Origin of the sequence: Microbacterium sp. bgisy189 (assembly GCF_965345345.1) — a bacterium.
Classification (GTDB): domain Bacteria; phylum Actinomycetota; class Actinomycetes; order Actinomycetales; family Microbacteriaceae; genus Microbacterium.
Map to the genome: position 1 here is coordinate 196909 of NZ_CBDRMZ010000002.1, position 20567 is coordinate 217475.

Genomic DNA, 20567 nt, shown 5'->3' on the forward strand with positions numbered 1-20567 from the left:
TCCTTGAATGCGGGGTGGGGGTCATCCGACCCTGCCCGTGGCATCGCGCGCCGACAATCGAATCGCACAGAACCGCACATCACCGCGTGCACTTCCCACCGACCACCTCGCCGACGGGCTGACCGGATCCACACGGCCGCCGGGGTACCGTCAGCACATGGGACTCTTCGGCTCGCGCCCCAAGATCGTCAAGCTCGACACGACCGGGCCCGGCTCACTGCCGGTGCATGCCCCGGGCAAACCGTGGAGTCTGTGGTCGGACGGAATGGGCGTGCTCGCCACGAGGTCGCTGCAGCTGATCATCGTGCTCGCGGTCGCCGCGGTGGTCGTGCTCGGTGTGCGCGAGGTGACCGTCGTCACGATTCCACTGATCCTCGCCCTCATCATCGCGTGTGCATTCGCGCCGCTCATGGGCTGGTTGCGTCGCCACGGATTCGCACCACTGCCCGCGACGCTCGTGTGCCTGCTCGCCGCCCTCACGGTGCTGGGACTCATCGGCTGGCTCATCACGTGGCAGGTGCGCGACCAGTGGGACGACCTGTCATCGAAGGCGCAGGACGGCTTCAACGGCCTGATGGCGTGGATCGCGACGCTGCCCGTCTCGATCGATCAGGAGCAGATCGACGAGTGGATCGCGGCGGCGACCGACTTCGTCACGAGCGCACAGTTCGGCTCAGGCGCGCTGGCGGGGGTCAGCGCGGTCGCGACGTTCCTCACGGGGCTCATCCTCATGATCGTCACCCTGTTCTTCTTCCTGAAGGACGGCCCGCGCATGTGGGAGTTCCTGCTGCGCCCCTTCGAGGGTGCCGCCTACCGCCGCGCGGCGCGCGTCGGTGACACCGTGGTGACCACGTTCGGCAACTACGTGCGCGGCACCGCATCGATTGCCGCGGTGGATGCCATCGGCATCCTGATCGGCCTGCTCATCCTCCAGGTGCCGCTGGCCGTACCGCTCGCGGTGCTCGTCTTCGTCGGCGCGTTCGTGCCCATCGTCGGCGCCACCGTCGCCGGTGCCCTGGCGGCCCTCGTCGCACTGGTGACGAACGGCTGGGTCGTCGCGCTCATCGTGGTCGGGGTGATCGTCCTCGTGCAGCAGCTCGAGGGGAACCTGCTGCAGCCGTTCCTCATGGGGCAGTCGATGAAGCTGCACGCGTTCGTCATCCTCATCGCGTTGACGGTGGGCACCGTGCTCGGCGGCATCGTCGGCGCGATCATCTCGGTGCCGATCACCGCCGTCGCGTGGGGTGTCATCAAGGTGTGGGACGGGCCGCGCACCCCCGCGCGCTGGGCGCGGCCGAAGAATCGCGCGACCGAGATCGCCGCGGAGGGCTGATCTCGGCATCCCCGCCTGTCAGGCGAGGGAGAGCACAGGGCCGAGCTGTTCGCGATCGAGCGCGATCCACGGGCCGGCGGGGTCGACGACGACACCGTTGATGCCGTCGTCACCGCGCAGGGCCGACGCCAGCTGGGCACCGGTCAGTGGGACAGGACGGTCGCCGCGCCCGAGCGCGATCACCTCGAGCGGATGCGAGAACACTTCGAGCCGCCGCTCCCCCGAGGGTGAGCGCGACTCGGCGAGCCCGAAGCGTCCTTCGTCGTCGGCGGGGCCGGCGGCCACCCACAGCTTGACCGTCGCGAGCGCTTCGGCGACCTTCTCGGTCGTCGCGTCGGTGCGCGGGGTCGCGAGCAGGGTCTTGATCGTGAACGCCGGGTCTGCTTCTTCAACCGACTTCTCGATGAGCGGCGCGGGCAGCACGATGCGTGCCTGCGGCGACGCCGGATCGATGATCATGCCGGCGTAGGGACCGGCGAGCACGTTGCGGAACACGTTCATGGCGGGCTGACCGACGGCACTGGTCGACGTGTCGCCGTCTGCACGGATGCTGTCTTGCAGCGCCGCGCCGCCGCTGAACGCGAGCAAGAAGCGCTTGTCTTCGATGGCCGTCACCGCGAGGGTGAGCTCTTGTCCGTCGGCGATGAGCTGCTTCGCGTTGCCGCGCACGCGCAGGTAGAGCTGGCCTTGCAGAGCCTGACGCATGATGTTCATGACATCGGTGTTCTGCGGCTTCTCGGGAAGACCGGCGAGCGCGGCGCGCAGCAGACCGTTGTCGGGAAGGCCCGCGGTCGGGCGCGAGGCGGGTGCCTGCGGGGCGGGACGGCTGAGCGACGGCGGGGCCGCTGCCTTGCCGAACGTCGAGAACGAGATGCCGACCTCGGGCACCGGCTCGGACACGACGACCTCGTCAGCCGCTGCCTCGGACGCGTCGGATGCGGCGACCTGCTGCTCGTCTGCGGGCGCGTCGGTCGGGGTCTCGCGCTTGCCGCGCTTGAACAGGGCCATGGGTCGAGCCTACCCAGCGGGTGGATGCTTCACCGTCGCGCCTCCGACGCGAAACGGTCGTGCGGGTGCAGGATGCAGGCACCGGCGACCGCCGTGTCGAAGACGACAGAAGGGAACGACCATGGGATTCTTCGGATTCCTGCTCCTCGGTCTGCTGGCCGGAGCGATCGCAAAGCTCATCCTCCCCGGAAAGCAAGGGGGCGGCTGGTTCGTCACCCTGCTGCTGGGCGTGGTGGGCGCGCTGCTGGGCGGTTGGCTCGGCAGCATCCTGTTCAACGCCCCGCTCGAGGAGTTCTTCTCGCTGCAAACGTGGGCGCTCGCCATCGGCGGCTCACTGATCGTGCTGCTGATCTACGGGCTGCTGACGGGTCGCAAGAAGACCCGCTGACCGCTGCCACGACGATGCCCGCCCCGGAATGGGGCGGGCATCGTCGTTCGTGCGTCAGACCTTCGAAGCCCGATAGCCTGCCGCGCGTGCGGCGGTCTCTGTGCGGAAGCACTCCTCGGGATTCGTCGCGTCGTAGTAGCGCCCGCTCGGCAGATGATATATGCCTGAGTCCGCGTTCCCCTTGATGGGGGCCCACGACGGGCAACTGCCGAGCGAGGTCGGCCCCGTGCGAGACGGGTACCTCACCGACCGAGTTGCACTCGACGTTCGCGACACGGTCGTGTAACCGCTCTTGCGGCCCGTGACCTTGACGGTGATCGTCTTGCCCGCATACGTGCTCTTCAGCTTGAAGGTGGCGCCGGTCGCGTTCTTGATCGCCTTCCCACCCACGTACCACTGATAGGTGAACGCGGTCTTGGTGCTCCAGGTGCCCGGCTTGACGGTGAGTCGCTGGCCCACGGTGGCCGATCCAGAGATCTTCGGGGCCGACGTCACCGGCACCTTGCGCGTCGCCTCGGACATCTTCGCGACCGTCGCGTATCCGGACTTCGCGCCGCGAACGCGCACGGTGATGGCCTTGCCGCGCTCGGCGCGGGTCACCGTGAACGTGGACTTGGTCGCGCCAGAGATCGCGACGCCATTGGCATACCACTGGTAGCCGAGTCGCGTCCCGGTGGTCCATGTGCCGGCGCGAGCAGAGAGCTTCGACCCGATCTTGGCGCTCCCAGAGATCGTCGGCGTCGGCGCCTTCGCGACCCGAGAAGTCACCGCCGACTTCTTCACGAGGCTCGCGTAGCCGGTCTTCGATCCGGCCACGTTCACCGTGATCTTCGTGCCGACGAGCGTCGAGGGAAGCTTGAAGCTGCTCGACGTCGCGCCGGAGATCTTCTTACCGTCCGCGTACCACTGATAGCGGAAGCTCGTACCCGCCGTCCACGTGCCCTTCGACACTTTGATCGTGGATCCCGCCGCGAGAACGCCCTTGATCTTCGGCGTCGCGCCGGTGAGCGTTCCCCGCGCGACGGCATCGGTCGCGGCGGAGTCCTTGGCCTCCCAGACACCGGGCGTCTTCTCGCCCGACACGATGACGCTGATACGCGATCCGACCAGGTCGCCGCTCACCTCGAGGGTGGCGCCCGTCGCGTCGGCAAGGTAGGTGCTGTCGGCGAACCAGGCGTACTCGATTGGCGTGCCGATCGGCCAGGCGCCGGGGGTCGCCGTGAGCACACCGCCGACCTTGGGCGTGCCATCGATCGTCGGCCATGAGTACTCCCCCTCGACGGTGTCGAGGTCGATGTCGATGCCGACGGCGTTCGGGTCGACGCTGGAGAGCTCGACGCTGTCGGCGGCATCGATCGTCATTGCGTCGTCCCACCACTCACGCCAACCGAAGTATTCGATGTCACCGTCGGTGCCGTTGAATTCCGGAAGGTCGGTGACCGCGACACGATAGGAGCCGAGCTCGAGGCCGTCGATCTTGTACGCGCCGTTCGCCGCCACGACGGCTTCACCCTGGCGAAGCCATTCCTCACCGACAAGTTGGTAGGCAGTCGCGATAGCGGCGCCATCCGGCACGTATCCACCACTGGCGGTTCCGGTGATGCTCCCGGTGGTCTCGGCCGCCGAGGCCGCGATCGGTGCGCCGGTGACGACCAGTGTCGCGGCAACGAGAGTTGACAGGGTGATCGACCCTGCGCGGACAGCGAGCATGATTCTCCTCGGGGGCACGGCGGCGGCATCCCCCTCTGGCACGCGCCCGCACGATGAACTCACATTAAAGCATTCTCACGCTTTCGGCGAGAGGCGATCACGTAAGAAGGCGACGAGGTGCGTCAGCGGATGGTGAAGCCGGCACTGCGCGCCGAGACCGTCGCGTACTCCGGCTTCTTGGCACGAACGATCACCGAGATCGCCCATCCGCTCGGGCGCGCCGTCAACGTGTTCCCCACTCGCGGTGTGCCGGAGACGGTGACCGTCCCCTTCGTCGCCACCTTGGGTGTCGCCGAAGTGGCCGCACGGATGACGTCTTCATCGGCGCGACTGCCCGCCACGACGACAACGATCCGCTTGTCCCTCGAGCGTGTTGCCGACCCCGGCGCTGCCGACGATGCTCGGCCTGCTGACATGGAGCGTGGCGACCGCGCCGCCCCGGTCGTACCCAGCCCTCTCGGCTCGCGAACCTAGAACAATCTGCTCGCGGTTCAGAGCTTGGTGATGGGCGCGATCTTGATGAGCAGCTTCTTGGCGCCGACCTTGTCGAAACGCACGTGCGCGACGCGCTTCGCGCCCTCACCCGTGACGGCATCGACCCGGCCTTCACCGAAGTCGTCGTGGCGGATGCGGTCGCCGGGCGCGAGTTCCATGTCGCCGTTGTCACGGACCTTCGCAGGGATGCGATTGGCGAACTTCTCGATCGACCCCGCCGGCTTGTCGCGGCGCGGCAGCGGCACGAGATCGTCGCCGTACCGCTTGCCGCCACCCCCGCTGAAGCCGCCCCCCGGGCGACGGGCGTTCAGGGCCCGCGACTGCATGCCGCCGCGGGAATTCACGTCGCCGGGCGACTGCCGCCAGTCGATCAGGTCTTGCGGAATCTCCTGCAGGAACCGGCTCGGCATCGCCACCGACACCTCGCCGAACTGCGCGCGGGTCATCGCGAGGGACAGGTGCAGCTTCTTGCGGGCACGGGTGAGCGCGACGTAGAACAGGCGTCGCTCCTCCTGCGGACCACCCGGCTCCCCCGCCGAGATGCGGTGCGGGATGAGGTCTTCTTCGACACCGGTGACGAACACGGCGTCGTATTCGAGGCCCTTCGCGGTGTGCATCGTCATGAGCGAGACCGATCCGGCGGCGTCGTCGAGGTCGTCGGCATCGGAGACGAGCGAGACCTCGGTGAGGAAGTCGAGGATCGTGCCGTCCGGGTTGTTGCGCGCGAACTCGCGGGTGACAGCGACGAGTTCGTCGACGTTCTCCACGCGCGCCTCGTCTTGCGGGTCTTTGCTGCGTCGCAGCGCGTCGAGGTAGCCGCTCTTGTTCAGCAGCACCGTGAGTCCCTCGGTCACCGACGTGGGCGGGGCGACCTCACCCGAGGACGGCAGCAGGATCTCGGATGCCTCAGCGAGCACGGCATCCAATTCGGCGATCGCCTTCTGGATCTTCGGACCGACCCCCAGCGCCGACGCGTTGGCGAGGGCATCGCGGAAACTGATGCCCTCTTCGGCGGCATACCGGGCGATGGCCGTCTCGGTGACGTCACCGATGCCGCGACGCGGCTTGTTCAGAATGCGACGCACCGCCATCTCATCGGCGGGGTTCGCGACGGCGATCAGGTAGGCCAGGGCGTCCTTGATCTCGGCACGCTCGTAGAACTTCGTGCCGCCCATGATCTTGTACGGGACGGCCGAGCGGATGAAGATTTCCTCCAGCGCGCGGGACTGCGAGTTGGTGCGGTAGAACACAGCCATCTCGGAGTACGGCACGCCCGTGCGCCGGATCGCCTCCACCTCGTCGGCGACGAACTGGGCCTCATCGTGTTGCGAGTACCCGGTGAAGCCGACGATCGGATCGCCCGCGCCGACGTCGGTCCACAGCTTCTTGTCCTTGCGGTCGAAGTTGTTGCCGATGACGGCGTTCGCGGCCGACAGGATGTTCTGCGTCGAACGGTAGTTCTGCTCCAGCAGCACCACCTTCGCGCCGGGAAAATCGCGCTCGAATTCGGTGATGTTGCGGATGTCGGCACCGCGGAATGCGTAGATCGACTGGTCGGAATCACCGACGACCGTGAGCGATGCGCCCGGCTGCTGCTCCGCCGGCGCGTCGAAGATCATCATCCCGTTCGACTCGAACGCATCGCCCCCGTCGCCGCTGACCGGCCGGGTGAGTTCGTGGATGAGCGAGTACTGGGCGTGGTTGGTGTCCTGGTACTCGTCGACGAGCACATGGCGGAACCGGCGACGGTACGTGTCGGCGACATGCGGGAACGCCCGGAACAGGAACACCGTCTGCGCGATGAGGTCGTCGAAGTCGAACGCGTTCGCCTTCTGCAGGTTGCGTTGGTAGTCACCGAAGATCTCGGCGAACAGCCGCTCGGCGGGGTCGCTCATGTTGGCCTGCCGCGCGAAGCCCTCGGCATCCATCAGTTCGTTCTTCAGCTTCGAAATGCGACCCTGCACGGATGCCGGAGTCAGCCCGAATGCGTCGGCCTCGTGCTCTTTGACGAGCCGCTTGATGAGCGCGCGCGAGTCGCCGGAGTCATAGATCGTGAAGCTCTTCGTGAACCCGAACTGCTGTGCCTCACGCCGCAGAATGCGCACGCACGCCGAGTGGAAGGTAGAGATCCACATGCCCTGCGCAGCGTCACCGATGAGCTGGTGCACGCGCTCGCGCATCTCACCGGCGGCCTTGTTCGTGAACGTGATGGCGAGGATCTGGCTCGGCCACGCTTCGCGGCTCCGCAGCAGCGACGCGATGCGCCGGGTGAGCACGCTCGTCTTGCCCGACCCCGCGCCGGCGACGATGAGCAGGGCCTGCCCGCGGTACGTGACCGCGTCGCGCTGCTGCGGGTTGAGCCCCGCCAACAGCTCGTCGTCGGCGCGCGGTCCGGATTCGGGCGCGCCGGAACGACCGACGATGACAGGCTTGATGGGGTCGCTCATGACCCATCGATTCTAGGCGCCGCCCCCGACAGCCACGTCCGTGAGCACCTCACCCGTGCACCGACTCCGCAGTCTGTCGCGAAGTCCGCATCCAGAACGCGATTGGATGCGGACTTGGTGCAGATCTGCGGAGATGCGGCGGGCCGCAGTGCGCCGCTGACGAGGTACCACCGGGGCACAGAATGGATGCATGCTGATCGCCAATACACGCCCGTGGGGCGCGGCCGCCGCTGACGTCGAGATCGAGGGCGACCGCATCGTCGCGATCCGACCGCACGATGCGGCATCCCCGCCGACGGATGCCGATGTCGAAGGCCGCGGACGCCTGCTGCTGCCGTCGTTCAGCGACGTGCACGTGCACCTGGACTCGTCGCGCATCGGGCTGCCGTTCCGCGAGCACACCGGCGCGCCGGGCGTGTGGGGGATGATGCTCAACGACCGGGCGAACTGGCGGAACACCGACATCCCACACGCTGAGGTCGTCGCGACGACGCTGGAGCGGATGATCGCGCACGGCACGACCCGAGTGCGCTCCTTCGCGCAGGTCGACGTGGACTGCAAGCTCGACAAGTTCGACTCGGTCATGGCTGCGAAGGAGCGGTTCGCGGGGCAGGCAGAGGTGCAGATCATCACGTTTCCGCAGGCCGGCATTCTGCGCGAGGCGGGCACGGTCGAGCTGCTCGAGGAGTCACTGAAGCAGGGGTCGGATGTGATGGGCGGCATCGATCCTTCGATGCTCGACCGCGACCCCGCGAAGCACCTCGACATCGTGTTCGACCTCGCCGAGCGCTACCAGGTGGAGGTCGACATCCACCTGCATGAGCCGGGCGAGCTGGGCGTGTTCAGCACCGAACTGGTGATCGAACGCACCCGCGCCCTCGGCATGCAGGGCAAGGTCAACCTGTCGCACGCCTACGACCTCGGCGCGGTCGGCGAGGCGACGAGTCGTCGGCTGATCGACGCGTTCGCCGAACTCGACATCTCGATGGCGACCGTCGCGCCGTCGACCAGCAACCACCTCTCCCTGGTGCAGCTCATCGAGGCGGGCGTGCGCGTCGGGCTCGGCGAGGACGGCCAGCGCGATTACTGGAGCCCGTACGGCAACTGCGACATGCTCGACCGCACGTGGCAGCTCGCGTTCGTCAACGGCTACCGCCGCGACGACCTCATCGAGCTTGCCCTCGCGGTCGGCACGATGGGCGGCGCGAGCATCATGTCACCGGCATCCCCTCGGGTCGCTGCTGTCGGCGAGCGCCCCGGCGTTTCGGTCGGCGACCGCGCCGATCTGCTGCTCGTCGACGGCGAGACCCCCGTGAGCGCGGTCATGGACCGGGGCGCGGACCGCACCGTCATCCACGACGGCCGCGTCGTCGCCGACGGGTTGGCGCTCGTCGGGGTGTGAGCTTCCCGCGCCGCGCGTAACTCCTGAGTTTTCGGCGACGAGCGGCCTCAGGGGGCGGAATTCGACCCGATCAAGTCGATTCTTGAGGAGTTACGCACGGCGTTCGGCTCGCCCGCCGGGCATCACAGCCGATCCGGCAGGAGCGCGCGCAGGTATCGGCGGCGCGTCAGACGCTGCGCGACGAGCAGCGCCGGGAATGCGAGCCGCCAGCCGAGCCGGTCGCCGGGGCGGGTGAGGGAGCGGATTGTCAGGTGCACACCATCGCCGTCGCGGGTGAGGATGAAGGCCTCCTCACCCGAGACCGGATGCCCGGGCAGGGTGCGGTACGCGAATCCGACGCGACGCTCGGTGTCGACGACCTCGACGACCTCGACGGGTTCGTGGATCGCGAGCCCGAGCGGCCGGGCGATGATCACCGGCCGCACCCCGACAGCGACGGGCGCGTCGGGCTCCACGGTGAAGCCACTGCGAGTCTTCACACCCCACCGCAGAAGGGCGAGCCGCGCCGCGACCCAGTACGCGTCACCGGCACCCACCCGCACGGTCTGCTCCCAGGCCCGGTATTCGCCCGGGCGTTCGGTCCACTCCGTCTCACCGACCCACGTCATCGAGCGCTCCGAACCGTGGACCATGGCCCGATCCTGCCATCCCGGCGCAGCATTCGGCGTCAGCTGCTGCGCCGCATGGCCCGGATGCCGACGAACAACCCGATCGCGGCCAGCACCAGGGCCGCGATCCAGCCCCACAGCACCTCGATCGCCCCGAGGTCACCGGCGAGCAGGGCCCGTTCGGCCTCGACGACCCAGGTGAGCGGGTTGACGGTGGCGGCGACTCGCATCCAGCCGGGGCCTTCGGATAGCGGCAGCAGCATGCCGGAGAGGATCATCAGCGGGAAGATGAGGGTCTGCTGCACGCCCCAGAACAGCCACTCCCGGTCTTTCGTCTGCAGCGCGAGCGCGTACGACAGCGACCCGAGGCCGATGCCGAACACGGCCAGCAGCGCGAGGCCCAGCACGAGCCCGACCGGGTTGGCGCGGAACCCGAACGGCAGCGCGATTCCGACGATAATGAGGGCCTGCACGACGATCGGCGCGATCTCCTTGAGTGCCCGGCCGATCAGCAGTGACGCCCGCGACAGCGGCGCGACGAGGGTGCGCTCGTGCGAGCCGGTCATCATCTCGTACTGCAGGTTGGAGCCGACCGCGCCGGTGCCGAACAGCACGATCATCGCCAGCACGCCGGGCACGAACCACTGCAGGGTCGCGGCCGGGTCGTCGGACTGGCCGACCAGCAGCGGCGCGAACAGCCCGAGGAACACGAGCGGCTGCACGAGGCTGAAGATGAGCGTGAAGGGGTCGCGCACGACCGGCTTCAGCTCGCGGGTGAGCACGTTCCAGGTATCGCGTCCGAGGTTCGGGCGCACGGGGGTCGTGGTGGTCATCGCTGGGCTCCCATCGCTGCGGGGGTGGATTCGGTTTCGGCCTCGGATGCGGGCTGCTCCTGCCCCGCTTCGCGGAGCGTGCGGCCGGTGAGCGCCAGGAACACGTCGTCAAGGGTGGGCGGCACACCCGATGCAGACCGCACCCGGATGCCGGCCGCCGACAGCGCCAGCACGGCGTCCGGCAGCAGGCGGTCGCCGTCGGGGGCGGTGACGCCCACGGCATCCGCCCCTTCGCGGCGCACCTCGCGGTCGGTCAGCGCCTGCACGACCTCGACTGCCCGCGCCGCGTCGTCTGCGGATGCGAACCCGAGGGTCACCACATCGCCGGCGAGCTCGGCCTTCAGGCGGGTGGCGGTGTCGTCGGCGATCACGCGGCCCTTGTCCATCACCATGACCCGCTCGGCGTAGCGGTCGGCCTCTTCGAGGTAGTGGGTGGTGAGGAACACCGTCGTGCCGTGGTCGGTGCGCAGCTGCAGGATGTGGTCCCACAGGTTCGCGCGGCTCTGCGGGTCGAGGCCCGTCGACGGCTCGTCGAGGAACAGCAGCGGCGGCGCGTGCATGAGCCCGAGGGCGATGTCGAGGCGGCGCTTCTGCCCGCCCGAGAGCTGCTGCACGCTGCGCGTTGCGAACGAGGCGAGGTCGAGCGAGTCGATGAGTTCGTCGGCACGGGTGCGGGCGGCATCCTTCGCCATGCCGTAGAACGCGCCCTGGCTGATCAGCTCGTCGCGCACCCGCTGCGAGAAGCTGCCACTGGTGAGCTGCCCGACGTAGCCGATGCGGGCGCGCACGCTGGCGGGGTCGCGGAGGATGTCGTGGCCGACGACCTGCGCCGTGCCGCTGGTGGGTGGGATGAGGGTGGTGAGCATGCGCAGGCTCGTGGATTTGCCGGCGCCGTTGGGCCCGAGGAACGCGACGAGCTCCCCCGGCTCGACGCGGAACGTGAGGTCGGTGACAGCCTCGACGGTCTGCTTTTTGACGGTGAAGTGCTTGGTCAGTGCCTGCGCTTCGATGATCGGTTCGGTCATGGATGCCATGATTCTCGCCAACCAGGACAGATACTGTCCGCAATTCGTGGGAATCTTGGGACATGTCCGATACGACCACCCGAGCCCTCGCCCTGCTGAACCTTTTGCAGACGCACCGGCACTGGCCCGGCACCGAGCTGGCCGACCGCCTCGGCGTCACCGAGCGCACCGTGCGGCGCGACATCGAGCGGCTGCGCGAGCTCGGCTACCGCATCGAGTCGGTGCCGGGCGCGCTCGGCGGGTACCGACTGGAGGCGGGCAGCGCGATCCCACCGCTGCTGCTCACCGATGAGGAGGCCGTGGCGATCGCGATCGGGCTGCGGGTCGCGGCATCCCACCGCCTCGTCGCGGGCGCCGAGACAACGCTCACTGCGCTGGCGAAGCTCGAGCAGGTGCTGCCCGGTCCGCTGCGTCGGCGCGTGTCGGCGCTGGCGGATGCCGTGCAGCCGGCGGGCATCGTGTCGGGTGCACCGGTGTCGAGCGAGGTGCTGGGCGAGTTGGCCCTCGCCTGCCGCGACCACGAGCGGGTGCGCTTCACCTACACGGCCGCGTCGGGTGAGGTCACCCGCCGTCGCGTCGAGCCACACGCGCTCGCGCCCGCCGACCGCCACTGGTACCTGCTGTGCTGGGACCTCGAACGAGGCGACTGGCGCACGTTCCGCGTCGACCGACTGGATGCCGTCGAGCACACCCGTGTGCTGTTCGAACCACGCCCACTCACCGCCGAAGAAGTCGAAGAGTTCATCCTCATCGCGAGGTCGTGGGCGCGGCAGCCGGTCGAGGCCGACATCGTCATGGACCTGCCGATCGAGCAGATGCGGGAGTGGTTCGGGCAGTGGGGTCAGGGCGCGACCGAAGAGGATGCCGCGCACACCCGCTGGCCGGTCGGCGGCGCGGACTGGCGCGAAACGATGTACGGCATGACGTACATCCCCGAGGGCGTCGGCTACACTACCGACCTCGCCGAGCCCGGCCGCGGTGCACTGCGCGAATGCATCGCCCGGATGCTCGACGCGCTCGACGCTCCCCCGCCGCCGCCCCGCGCGGCGTGACCGGCGTCACGGCGGGACACATTCAGGAACCTCAGGTCATACACAGCCCCGATGTCGCGGCATCGGGTTAGCGTGGGGTCATCGCGGCGATCCGGGCGGCCCCGGGCACAGGTTCATACCCTGGTGCGTTGCGGGTTCGACTCCCGCCGTCGCGTCTGAAGAGGCATCCGAGGCGTGTGTGACGGACGGTCGCACAGGGATCCCTTAGTCTCGCGTCATGGTGCGCATGCGGGTCGCGATGGTTGTCACGTTCACGGCTTTCGTCGGGATGCTCGCGGCATGCGGGCCACCCGATGACGCGCTCATCCTCGGCTCCACCGACGGCTCCGTCGAGATCTGCGTCGGTGACTTCACGGAACCGGTCACGCAGGGCGAGCCGATCAGTTTCAGCGACGGCGTGGAGAGTGCCACCCTGGTCCGTGCCGGCCTGGTCGGCGCTGACGGCGTACGAGTCGTCGAGCAAGCCGCGTCGCGAGCTGTGCTACGGGACGACGGCACGCATCTCGGCGTCGGGACGATCAACGTGAGCGAGGGCGACGAGGCGTGGGATGCCCGGGTTCCCCTCGCCGGCACGGTGATCGAGAACGACGGCGGCGAGACCTGGTTCGTCGCCCTCGCCGTTGAACGCACGAGCGAGCGCGCCGGCGGATTCGACGCCATCGAGCTGGTCTACGAGGTCGATGGGCACGAGAAGGTGGCGCGCGGCACTCAGTCCATGAACTTCCCTGCGCGCGGCGAGAGTTGCGACGAGTGAAGAGTCTCGCGTAACGCCGACGGACTACGCTTCCCTCATGCCCTCCCCCAACCCGATCGAAGACGTCTCCATCGGGAGCGACATGATCCGCCTCGGACAGTTCCTGAAGTTCGCGGGCCTGCTCGACTCCGGCGGCGACGTGAAGGAAGTCATCATCGACGGGCTCGTCACGGTCAACGGTGAGGTGGATCGCCGCCGTGGCCGGCAGCTGCAGCACGGGGATGTCGTCGGCTTCGACGGCAACCAGGTGCGCGTCAGCCCCTGAGTCGCGCCGACCGCGGCATCCGCCGTCACCACCCGCTGCGGGTAGGCGTGTGCCCGTCGCGCGCGTCGTCCGGCATCGCCATCTCGGCGCGCACGCCCAGCAGCCGCAGCGGACGGCCCGGTTCGATCCGCGCCACCAGGCGCAGGATCTCGGCCACCACCACCTCATGGTCTGAGGTCGTCGCGATCTTGTGCACGAGCGTCTTCGTGATGAACGGCGCGTAGCGGATCTTCAGCCCCACTCCGACGACGGGGCGCCCCTCCTTCGCAACGTCGTCCAGCACCTGCGCCGCGAGCTCGCGCGCGGCCCGCTCGATGTCGGCCGGGTCGACGATGTCCCGCTGGAAGGTCGTCTCGCGACCGTGCCCGCGCGCAACCCAGGGGGTGTCGTCGACCGTCGCGCTGCCGTCGCCGCGCCCGAGCTGCCGGTACCACGGCCCCATCTTCGGCCCGAACTCCCCCTGCAACACCACCTCGTCAGCGACTGCGAGTTCGGCGACGGTGCGGATGCCGAGCCCTTCCAGCCGCTTCGACACCTTCGGCCCGACGCCCCACAGCGCTCGCGTGGGCTTGTCGCCCATCACCTCGAGCCAGGTGTCTGCGGTCAGGCGGAACATGCCCTGCGGCTTACCGAAGTCGGTCGCGTTCTTGGCGCGCACGAGCGTGTCGCCGATGCCGACGCTGCAGTGCAGTCCGGTGCGTTCGAGCACGTCTGCCTGGATGCTGCGGGCCACGGCATCCGGGTCATCCGTCGCCACGCCGACGAACGCCTCGTCCCAGCCGAGCACCTGCACGACCGCGCCCGGCTGCGCGCGCAGGGTCGCCATGACCTCCTCCGACGCCTCGGTGTAGGCGGGTGCGTCGACCGGCAAGATGACGGCATCCGGCACCTTGCGCGCCGCGATCCGCAGCGGCATGCCTGACCCGACCCCGAACGCCCGCGCCTCGTACGACGCGGTCGACACGACAGCGCGCTCGGTCGGGTCGCCCCGCCCGCCGACGATGACGGGCAGCCCCGCCAGCTCGGGCCGCCGCAGCACCTCGACCGCCGCGATGAACTGATCGAGGTCGACATGCAGCACCCACGGGATGCCGGTGCCCTGCGCCGCCTCGCTCATGCCACCAGTGTGCCGCGCGTCAGCGGCGGCGCCTACCCTCGCGGCATCCACCGCCCACACGCGAGTCCGCGATTCCAGCACGAGTCAAGGGCCGCTCGTGACCGGTACCCGCACTACCCCTCTGACACTCACGCCGCATTCGCAGAGACCGGGCATAGGCTGAGGCCGACGAAGGGGGCACACGATGAAGCGCCTGCTGTTGACCGTGGTGCTGGCGGGAACCGCCACGATCCTGACCGGCTGTGCGACGGCATCCAACCAGCCGGGCGCCGACCGCACGCCGTCACCGACCGCGAGCACCCGCCCACCGTTCCAGACGACGACGCCCGGACCGATCGCGACACCGGGAGCCCCGACCGGCGTGCCCACCGAGGTTCCCACCGCGAAGTGGGATGCCATCATCGCCGACCTCGCGAACCGCGGCGTGACGGCGACACCGACCGTGGTGACCTCTGAGGCCGTCACGTTCAACGACACGTCGCTGGGCTGCGGCTCGCCCGGCCAGTCGTACGCGCAGGTGCTCGTCGACGGCATGCGCGTCGTCGTCACCGCCGACGGCACCACCTACGACTACCGTTTCGACACGGGCGACGAGCCCAAGCTCTGCCGCCGGTGACGCTCCACCACGCGCACCGGATTCGGACAATGTGAACAGATTCGGATGCCGCGGGTCGCCGCATCCGAATCCGGCGACGATCTCCGAATCCGCGACGCCGAAAGCGACGCCCAAACGGCCCCCGGAACGGACTGAGGGGCGACGCCTTCCGGCGCCGCCCCTCAGCTGGGGAGGAACTACTTCAGCTTGACGAGCAGCGCCTCATCGCTGCCCGACTTGTTGTCGTACACGACGACCATGCTGCCGAGCGGCTTCTGGTCGGCGTACGCGGCACCGTTCACCTCGACGTCGACCGATGCGCTGCCGCGCTTCGGAACCGTCGTGTACTGGCCGTTGGTGATGGCCGGGTTCGCCGGGTCGTACGACGCCCACGCCTCGACCGCGTCCTCGCCACCGGACAGGCCGAAGGTCTGCACCGTGTAGTCGAACGTGCCGTCGACGCCCAGGTCGCTGGCGTACACCGGCATCAGCAGGGTGCTGCTGTCGGTCGGTGCCTGCGTCAGGAACCCGCTGGCCGACAGTCCGCCGGTCGCGAGGTCGACGACGAAGGTCTCGGCCAGGCCGTTCGCAGAGCCCGCGCGCACCGCGCCCGAGTCGTACGAGAACACCGCGTAGTCCGGGGTTCCGTCGCGATCCGTGTCGAGGATGACGTCGTACTCGTTGCCGGCGGCGTTCGACCAGCGCTTGTGCGTGTTGATGGCGAAGACCAGCAGGTGGTCCTCACCGTCGGCGAACGACTGCACACCGGCGGCCCGGACGTCGTACCCGTTGTCGGCGAGCGACTTCGGTGCGTCCTTCTTGTCGGACAGGCCCCACGTGTACACGTCGGCGTCTGCGTCGAGCGCACCCAGGAGGTTGCGCAGCTTGATGGACTGCGTCCCGTCCTTGGCGGTGCCGCCCTTGACGAGCTTCGAACCCGACGCGGATGCGGTCACCTTGCTGTTCGAGCGCGGCACCAGCAGGTACGGCACACGCAGTTCGGTGTCGGACGAGGTCAGCACGACGTCACCCGAGATCTCGTAGAACGAGAACTGGTCGTCACCGGCGATCGAGGTCGGCACGTCCTTGGCGGCCGCGGCGACCGTGACGATGAACTTCGCCGTCGATCCCGGGCGAACCGTGATCGACTTGCGGCTCACGCTCACGCGCGCCTTCTCCGACTGCTCGTTCGGCGTCGTCGACACCTTGAAGGTCACCGAGCGGTCGCCGTCGTTGCGGACGGTGACGGTCTTGACGCCACCGAACCCGAGCCACGACTCCTGGAAGCCGAAGCTGAGCGCCGCTTCGCGTGCCCAGCCACTCTCGGTGCGGAACGCGTCACCGGTCGCGGTGACCTGCGTGTTCACGGCCTGCGCCGTGTCGACGAGGCCGACGCCGCCGACGACGAGGTCCTGCCCTGCGACCTTGCCCGGGTCGGCAGTCGAGACGATCGCCGCCGACACCTGCGGTGCCGACCAGTCCGGGTGCGCCTGCACAGACAGTGCGGCAACGCCCGCGACGTGAGGCGCGGCCATCGAGGTACCCGAGCTGATCGACGGACCGTTGCCCGTGCCCACGCCGGCCGACGAGATGGAGACGCCGGGGGCGGCCACATCGGGGCTGATGGCGCTGTCACCGCTGCGGGGGCCCGACGAGGTGAAGGAGGCGTACCCGCGGAAGCCGGGGTTCATGATCTCCTGCGCGCTGATGGTGACGGTCTCTCCCGTCGTGAACAGCGGCCCGCTGGACGAGCGCACACCGAGGAACGGGATCGTGACGAGGAACTCCTCGCCCGTGTCGGGGTTCTCGGTGATGACGCCCTCGTACGGCGGCAGATCGTCTGTCGTGTTCACCATGAGCGACGCGGCAGCACCGGCCTGCTCGGCGAAGACGCCGCGCGCGACGCGTGCACACGTGCCTCGCGAAGAGACGGCGATCTGGTTGCCGCCTTGGACGATGCCGGCCTTCGTGTAGGCCTCGACCGAGCAGCCGAGGGCTTCGTTCTCGGCGGTGGCGGGGTCATCGGCCAGGCGCACCACGGTGAGCTCGCCGAGCCCCTCGAGGTCGGCGCCGTTCGCGTTGATCGCCTCGACGGTCTGACCGGCGATCGAGATCGCGGCACCGGGGAAGGACTCGGTGCTGTCGACGGCCGAGACGGCGATCACGCCGTCACCCGTGCCGGGCGAACCGGTCAGGTACGGGTTGTGTCCCGAGTTGCCTGCAGAGGCGACGACGACGACGCCTGCACCGACCGCGTTGGTGGCGGCGACGGCATCCGGGTCGTCACCGCGGCCGAAGGACGAACCGAGCGACATATTGATGACGTCCATGCCGTTGGCGACGGCCCAGTCGATGGCCGGGACGACGACGTCGGTCGAACCGTCGCAGCCGAAGACGCGGACGGCGTAGAGGTCGGCCTCGGGTGCGACACCCGGCCCCACCATGAAGTCGTTGTCGGCGGTCGTGGAGTCGTACGGGCCGGCGAACGCCGAACCGTCGGCGAGCACGCCGCCACCGCCGGCCGTGCCCGCCACGTGCGAGCCGTGTCCCTGGCAGTCCAGCGGGTTTTCGTCGGGGTGCGGCACCGGCTGATAGGTGTCGCTGCCGGGGTCGGCGTTGTAGTCGTCGCCGACGAGGTCGATGCCGCCCTTGATGCGCGGCGCACCCGGGCCGTAAAGGGCGGGGTCAGCGGGTTCGGTCGAGGCGGCGAACGCGGCTTCGTACGACTCGACGGTGCCGGGGCCGCCGAACGTGGCGTGGGTGTAGTCGATGCCGGTGTCGAGGATGGCGACCTTGACGCCTTCACCCGTGTAGCCGGTGTCTTCCCACACCTGCGGCGCACCGAGGAACGGCACCGAGACGGCGTTGTCGCGGCTGTAGGTGCGGACGGGGTGGATCGCGACGACGCCGGGCTGGTCTGCCACGGTGTCGAGTTCGGCGGCGGGGACCGTCGCCTGGATGCCGTTGTAGGCGGACTGCATCTGCGCCTGCACCTCACCACCGGTGTCTTCGATGGCGTCGGCGACCGCCTCTTGCGCCTTCTTCAGGTCGCCTCGAACAGTCGATTGCTCGCTCTTGGTGAGGTCGCGGCCCTTCTCGGCCTCGACGACGGCGACGGGGTCGCCCTCCATCTCGACGATGACGGTGACCTTGCCGTCAGCGCCCACCGCCGATGGTGTGAACGAAGAGTCGAGCGCGCCGCTCGACTCCGAGGTTGCGAACCGCGACGACACGTCGTCCGATTCGGTCGCGGCGTATGCCGCGGATGCGGGGAGCGAGAGCGCGATGACGCCGACCGCTGCCAGGATTCGTCGTTGCACGACAGAAACCACCTTTCCGGTGCTGGGCACGGGGCCAGCCGGATCAGCGACCCCTTCTTGGGAGGCTATGCATCCGCTGAGAGTCTGTGAAGAGGCATTCACTGGGATGAGAACATCCTCATTCAGCACTCTCCCAGGTTCTGCCCGCCGTCCCGCCTCAGGCGATGCGGGTGCCCTGCGGCAGCGCGCGTGCCGGCGTACGGGTGCGGGCCCACGCACCCCACATCAGCCCGACCGCGAGCACGATCTGCAGGCCGAGACCGACGAACCAGCTCGGAATCGTCCCTGCGAGCAGTTCTTCCGGCGTCTGATAATCCTCGGGCTGCTCCGCGTACGGCGCGCAGGCATCCCACGACTCCTCCAGATCGGGCGGCATCTGGGCGTAGCGGATGCCGACCTTGAACTGGCCGAACAGGTCGTTGACGTTGCCGTCTCGATCGAACTGCACCGGGGTCGCGTCGGTCAGGATCACGAACGGGTTCGCCGACAGCAGCCACCAGACCGTGTCGTAGCGGCCGACGCGGTAGGTGTACGTCGTGGGCTCGCCGCACACCATGCGCTCGGGATCCTCCCAGCACGGCCCCTCGTCGTCGACGCACTGCGGCTCACCCTGCGTGTCGGAGACGTAGTCACGGGTCGTCACCGTCACCTCGCTCGTGACCGCCGAGCCGACGAGACCGAACGCGATCGCCGTCCCGACGGCGAGCGCCGCCACCACCAGGTAGGTCGTCGCCACAGAGAACAGCGGGCGCGACATGATGCCCGACAGCGCCACCCCGATGGCTGCGACGATGCCTGCCTCGACGATCAGCACGAGGAGGGAGACGAGCGCGGTCGCCGGGTGCACGTCTCCACTCGTCGCCGAGATCGCGAGGAACGGCGCCGCCACGACGACGAACGCGAGCCCCGTGATCCATGCCGCGATGAACTTGCCGAAGAGGATCTCGGCTGTCGTGGCCAGCGTCACCTGGACGGATGCCAGCGTCGCGGCGTCGCGGTCGCCGTTGATGCTGTTTCCCGACAGGGTCGGTGAGACGAGCAGCACCAGGAGCAGCGTGATGTACACGACGGTCGAATAGACCCCCGGCCCCCACCGCTCCTCCCCGCCGAACGCCATGAACGACAGGAAGGTGGCCCCGATCAGCAGCAGCCCGAACACGCCGAGCAGCACGTACCAGGCGACCGATCGCACGCGCTGGTGCAGTTCGAGACGCACGAGCGTCCACAGTCGTGCGGCGTTCACGAGGCACCGCCTTCGAGGTCGAGGAACGTATGCTCGAGCATCCCCGTCGCCGCAGAGAACTCGGCGACCGGTATGCCCGCCGCGACGATCGCGGCGAGCCCGGCTGCCGCGTCGGCGTCGGACGCGAACCCGACCAGCAGATCGCGCCGGTCGATGAGAATCTCGACGACATCGCGCCCGAGTGCCGTCGCGACCGGCACTGCGGCGTCGCGCGGGTCGAGCCCTGCCAGACGCACACGCCAGGTGCGTTCACGCTGCGCGGCGGCGGCGACGCGGTCGGCGCTCACCGTCGCACCTTCACGCAGGAACACCGCGTCGTCGACGACTTCTTCGAGTTCTGAAAGGACGTGACTCGACAGCAGCACGGTGCGCCCCTCACCCGCGAGCCGGCGCAGCAGCACGCGCAGGTCGACGCGTGCTTGCGGGTCCAGCCCCGAGGCGGGCTCGTCGAGCAGCAGTACATGCGGATCGTGCATGAGGGCGCGCGCGAGCCCCAGTCGCTGCTTCTGCCCGCGCGAGAACACTCGGGCCGGCTCGTCCGCCAGTCGCCCGAGCCCGACCTCGTCGAGCAGTTCCCCGGCGCGATCGAGCGCCTGCCCGCGCTTCATGGAGTACAGCTGCCCCGTGTAGACGAGGGTCTCGCGTGCCGTCAGGCTCGGCCACGCGCCCAGTGCATCCGGCATCCATCCGAGCCGCGCACGGGCGGCGGCCGGATCCTGCACGGGGTCGACACCGTCGACGCGGATGCTCCCGGCATCCGGTGCGAGCAGACTCGCCAGCATCAGCAGCAGCGTCGTCTTGCCCGACCCGTTGGGGCCGACCAGTCCCGTCACCCGCCCCGCTTCGGCGCGAAAGCTCACGTCGCGCACCGCGTGCACGCTTCCGAACGATCGCCGAACTCCTTCGGCGACGATGCCCCCTGCGCTCATCCGCTCCCCTTCGCGTCTGGCTTCAGACTATGGGGGCGACGCC

18 protein-coding genes and 1 tRNA gene are annotated in these 20567 nt (G+C 68.9%); 9 read left to right on the forward strand and 10 right to left on the reverse strand.

The genetic code is table 11. The features are described 5' to 3' along the window. Positions 1-157 precede the first annotated feature (157 nt). Complete coding sequence (locus ACSF8R_RS03925; protein ID WP_434810559.1) at positions 158-1333, forward strand: AI-2E family transporter; 1176 nt, start codon at positions 158-160, stop codon at positions 1331-1333. 18 nt (positions 1334-1351) lie between these two features. Here the strand turns inward: ACSF8R_RS03925 and ACSF8R_RS03930 are convergent, their stop codons facing one another. Next, entirely contained in the window at positions 1352-2341 is a 990-nt protein-coding gene (locus tag ACSF8R_RS03930) for an SseB family protein (RefSeq protein WP_434810560.1), read from the reverse strand. A 121-nt stretch (positions 2342-2462) separates the two neighbouring features. Between ACSF8R_RS03930 and ACSF8R_RS03935 the strand changes: the two genes are divergently transcribed. Then, positions 2463-2729, forward strand: coding sequence for a GlsB/YeaQ/YmgE family stress response membrane protein (locus ACSF8R_RS03935; RefSeq protein ID WP_434810561.1), 267 nt, complete (start codon positions 2463-2465; stop codon positions 2727-2729). A 54-nt stretch (positions 2730-2783) separates the two neighbouring features. Here ACSF8R_RS03935 and ACSF8R_RS03940 read toward each other — a convergent pair whose 3' ends face one another. Beyond that, entirely contained in the window at positions 2784-4439 is a 1656-nt protein-coding gene (locus tag ACSF8R_RS03940) for a sunset domain-containing protein (protein ID WP_434810562.1), read from the reverse strand. Between the two features lie 129 nt (positions 4440-4568). Between ACSF8R_RS03940 and ACSF8R_RS03945 the strand changes: the two genes are divergently transcribed. Then, positions 4569-4913 (forward strand): hypothetical protein, encoded by a 345-nt coding sequence (locus ACSF8R_RS03945; protein WP_434810563.1) that lies wholly within the window; start codon positions 4569-4571, stop codon positions 4911-4913. Between the two features lie 17 nt (positions 4914-4930). Here the strand turns inward: ACSF8R_RS03945 and ACSF8R_RS03950 are convergent, their stop codons facing one another. After that, on the reverse strand, positions 4931-7381 hold the full coding sequence (locus ACSF8R_RS03950) for an ATP-dependent helicase (RefSeq protein ID WP_434810564.1): 2451 nt from the start codon (positions 7379-7381) through the stop codon (positions 4931-4933). Positions 7382-7571: 190 nt separating this feature from the next. Between ACSF8R_RS03950 and ACSF8R_RS03955 the strand changes: the two genes are divergently transcribed. Then, positions 7572-8783, forward strand: a complete 1212-nt coding sequence (locus tag ACSF8R_RS03955) for an amidohydrolase family protein (protein WP_434810565.1) — start codon at positions 7572-7574, stop codon at positions 8781-8783. Between the two features lie 122 nt (positions 8784-8905). Here the strand turns inward: ACSF8R_RS03955 and ACSF8R_RS03960 are convergent, their stop codons facing one another. The 3 genes from ACSF8R_RS03960 to ACSF8R_RS03970 are packed head-to-tail and all read right to left on the reverse strand — an operon-like array spanning position 8906 to position 11249. Then, positions 8906-9415 carry a DUF1990 family protein gene (locus ACSF8R_RS03960; RefSeq protein WP_434810566.1) on the reverse strand — a complete coding sequence of 170 codons (510 nt, stop codon included), beginning with the start codon at positions 9413-9415 and terminating at the stop codon, positions 8906-8908. Positions 9416-9450: 35 nt separating this feature from the next. Further along, on the reverse strand, positions 9451-10224 hold the full coding sequence (locus ACSF8R_RS03965; RefSeq protein ID WP_434810567.1) for an ABC transporter permease: 774 nt from the start codon (positions 10222-10224) through the stop codon (positions 9451-9453). After that, positions 10221-11249, reverse strand: coding sequence for an ATP-binding cassette domain-containing protein (locus tag ACSF8R_RS03970; RefSeq protein WP_434810568.1), 1029 nt, complete (start codon positions 11247-11249; stop codon positions 10221-10223). The genes ACSF8R_RS03965 and ACSF8R_RS03970 overlap by 4 nt, the downstream gene beginning before the upstream one ends. Positions 11250-11311: 62 nt before the next feature. On the opposite strand from ACSF8R_RS03970, the gene ACSF8R_RS03975 reads away from it, so the two are divergent. The 4 genes from ACSF8R_RS03975 to ACSF8R_RS03990 all read left to right on the forward strand — a co-directional run bounded on the left by ACSF8R_RS03975 (position 11312) and on the right by ACSF8R_RS03990 (position 13320). Continuing rightward, positions 11312-12301: a helix-turn-helix transcriptional regulator gene (locus tag ACSF8R_RS03975; RefSeq protein WP_434810569.1), complete on the forward strand. Its 990-nt coding sequence runs from the start codon at positions 11312-11314 to the stop codon at positions 12299-12301. 82 nt (positions 12302-12383) lie between these two features. After that, positions 12384-12456 (forward strand) — tRNA-Met (locus ACSF8R_RS03980). Between the two features lie 62 nt (positions 12457-12518). After that, positions 12519-13055, forward strand: coding sequence for a hypothetical protein (locus tag ACSF8R_RS03985; RefSeq protein ID WP_434810570.1), 537 nt, complete (start codon positions 12519-12521; stop codon positions 13053-13055). Between the two features lie 37 nt (positions 13056-13092). Then, complete coding sequence (locus ACSF8R_RS03990) at positions 13093-13320, forward strand: RNA-binding S4 domain-containing protein (RefSeq protein ID WP_434810571.1); 228 nt, start codon at positions 13093-13095, stop codon at positions 13318-13320. 25 nt (positions 13321-13345) lie between these two features. On the opposite strand, the gene ACSF8R_RS03995 is transcribed toward ACSF8R_RS03990, so the two are convergent. Next, positions 13346-14437: a DNA polymerase IV gene (locus tag ACSF8R_RS03995; RefSeq protein ID WP_434810572.1), complete on the reverse strand. Its 1092-nt coding sequence runs from the start codon at positions 14435-14437 to the stop codon at positions 13346-13348. Positions 14438-14621: 184 nt separating this feature from the next. Here ACSF8R_RS03995 and ACSF8R_RS04000 point away from each other — a divergent pair, with 184 nt between their 5' ends. After that, complete coding sequence (locus tag ACSF8R_RS04000; RefSeq protein WP_434810573.1) at positions 14622-15053, forward strand: hypothetical protein; 432 nt, start codon at positions 14622-14624, stop codon at positions 15051-15053. 176 nt (positions 15054-15229) lie between these two features. On the opposite strand, the gene ACSF8R_RS04005 is transcribed toward ACSF8R_RS04000, so the two are convergent. The 3 genes from ACSF8R_RS04005 to ACSF8R_RS04015 form a co-directional block, all read right to left on the reverse strand. After that, entirely contained in the window at positions 15230-18352 is a 3123-nt protein-coding gene (locus ACSF8R_RS04005; protein WP_434810574.1) for a S8 family serine peptidase, read from the reverse strand. A gap of 157 nt (positions 18353-18509) precedes the next feature. After that, positions 18510-19595 carry an ABC transporter permease gene (locus ACSF8R_RS04010; RefSeq protein ID WP_434810575.1) on the reverse strand — a complete coding sequence of 362 codons (1086 nt, stop codon included), beginning with the start codon at positions 19593-19595 and terminating at the stop codon, positions 18510-18512. Further along, complete coding sequence (locus tag ACSF8R_RS04015; RefSeq protein WP_434810576.1) at positions 19592-20524, reverse strand: ABC transporter ATP-binding protein; 933 nt, start codon at positions 20522-20524, stop codon at positions 19592-19594. The genes ACSF8R_RS04010 and ACSF8R_RS04015 overlap by 4 nt, the downstream gene beginning before the upstream one ends. Between the last annotated feature and the right edge of the window lie 43 nt (positions 20525-20567).

What these genes read in the sequence shown, in the direction of transcription:
- ACSF8R_RS03940 (WP_434810562.1), bottom strand. Translation starts at nt 4,439, where the DNA reads ATGCTCGCTGTCCGCGCAGGGTCGATCACCCTGTCAACTCTCGTTGCC.
- ACSF8R_RS03990 (WP_434810571.1), top strand. Translation starts at nt 13,093, where the DNA reads ATGCCCTCCCCCAACCCGATCGAAGACGTCTCCATCGGGAGCGACATG.
- ACSF8R_RS03925 (WP_434810559.1), top strand. Translation starts at nt 158, where the DNA reads ATGGGACTCTTCGGCTCGCGCCCCAAGATCGTCAAGCTCGACACGACC.
- ACSF8R_RS03950 (WP_434810564.1), bottom strand. Translation starts at nt 7,381, where the DNA reads ATGAGCGACCCCATCAAGCCTGTCATCGTCGGTCGTTCCGGCGCGCCC.
- ACSF8R_RS04015 (WP_434810576.1), bottom strand. Translation starts at nt 20,524, where the DNA reads ATGAGCGCAGGGGGCATCGTCGCCGAAGGAGTTCGGCGATCGTTCGGA.
- ACSF8R_RS03935 (WP_434810561.1), top strand. Translation starts at nt 2,463, where the DNA reads ATGGGATTCTTCGGATTCCTGCTCCTCGGTCTGCTGGCCGGAGCGATC.
- ACSF8R_RS03945 (WP_434810563.1), top strand. Translation starts at nt 4,569, where the DNA reads ATGGTGAAGCCGGCACTGCGCGCCGAGACCGTCGCGTACTCCGGCTTC.
- ACSF8R_RS03995 (WP_434810572.1), bottom strand. Translation starts at nt 14,437, where the DNA reads ATGAGCGAGGCGGCGCAGGGCACCGGCATCCCGTGGGTGCTGCATGTC.
- ACSF8R_RS03960 (WP_434810566.1), bottom strand. Translation starts at nt 9,415, where the DNA reads ATGGTCCACGGTTCGGAGCGCTCGATGACGTGGGTCGGTGAGACGGAG.
- ACSF8R_RS03930 (WP_434810560.1), bottom strand. Translation starts at nt 2,341, where the DNA reads ATGGCCCTGTTCAAGCGCGGCAAGCGCGAGACCCCGACCGACGCGCCC.
- ACSF8R_RS03955 (WP_434810565.1), top strand. Translation starts at nt 7,572, where the DNA reads ATGCTGATCGCCAATACACGCCCGTGGGGCGCGGCCGCCGCTGACGTC.
- ACSF8R_RS03975 (WP_434810569.1), top strand. Translation starts at nt 11,312, where the DNA reads ATGTCCGATACGACCACCCGAGCCCTCGCCCTGCTGAACCTTTTGCAG.
- ACSF8R_RS03965 (WP_434810567.1), bottom strand. Translation starts at nt 10,224, where the DNA reads ATGACCACCACGACCCCCGTGCGCCCGAACCTCGGACGCGATACCTGG.
- ACSF8R_RS03985 (WP_434810570.1), top strand. Translation starts at nt 12,519, where the DNA reads ATGGTGCGCATGCGGGTCGCGATGGTTGTCACGTTCACGGCTTTCGTC.
- ACSF8R_RS03970 (WP_434810568.1), bottom strand. Translation starts at nt 11,249, where the DNA reads ATGACCGAACCGATCATCGAAGCGCAGGCACTGACCAAGCACTTCACC.
- ACSF8R_RS04000 (WP_434810573.1), top strand. Translation starts at nt 14,622, where the DNA reads ATGAAGCGCCTGCTGTTGACCGTGGTGCTGGCGGGAACCGCCACGATC.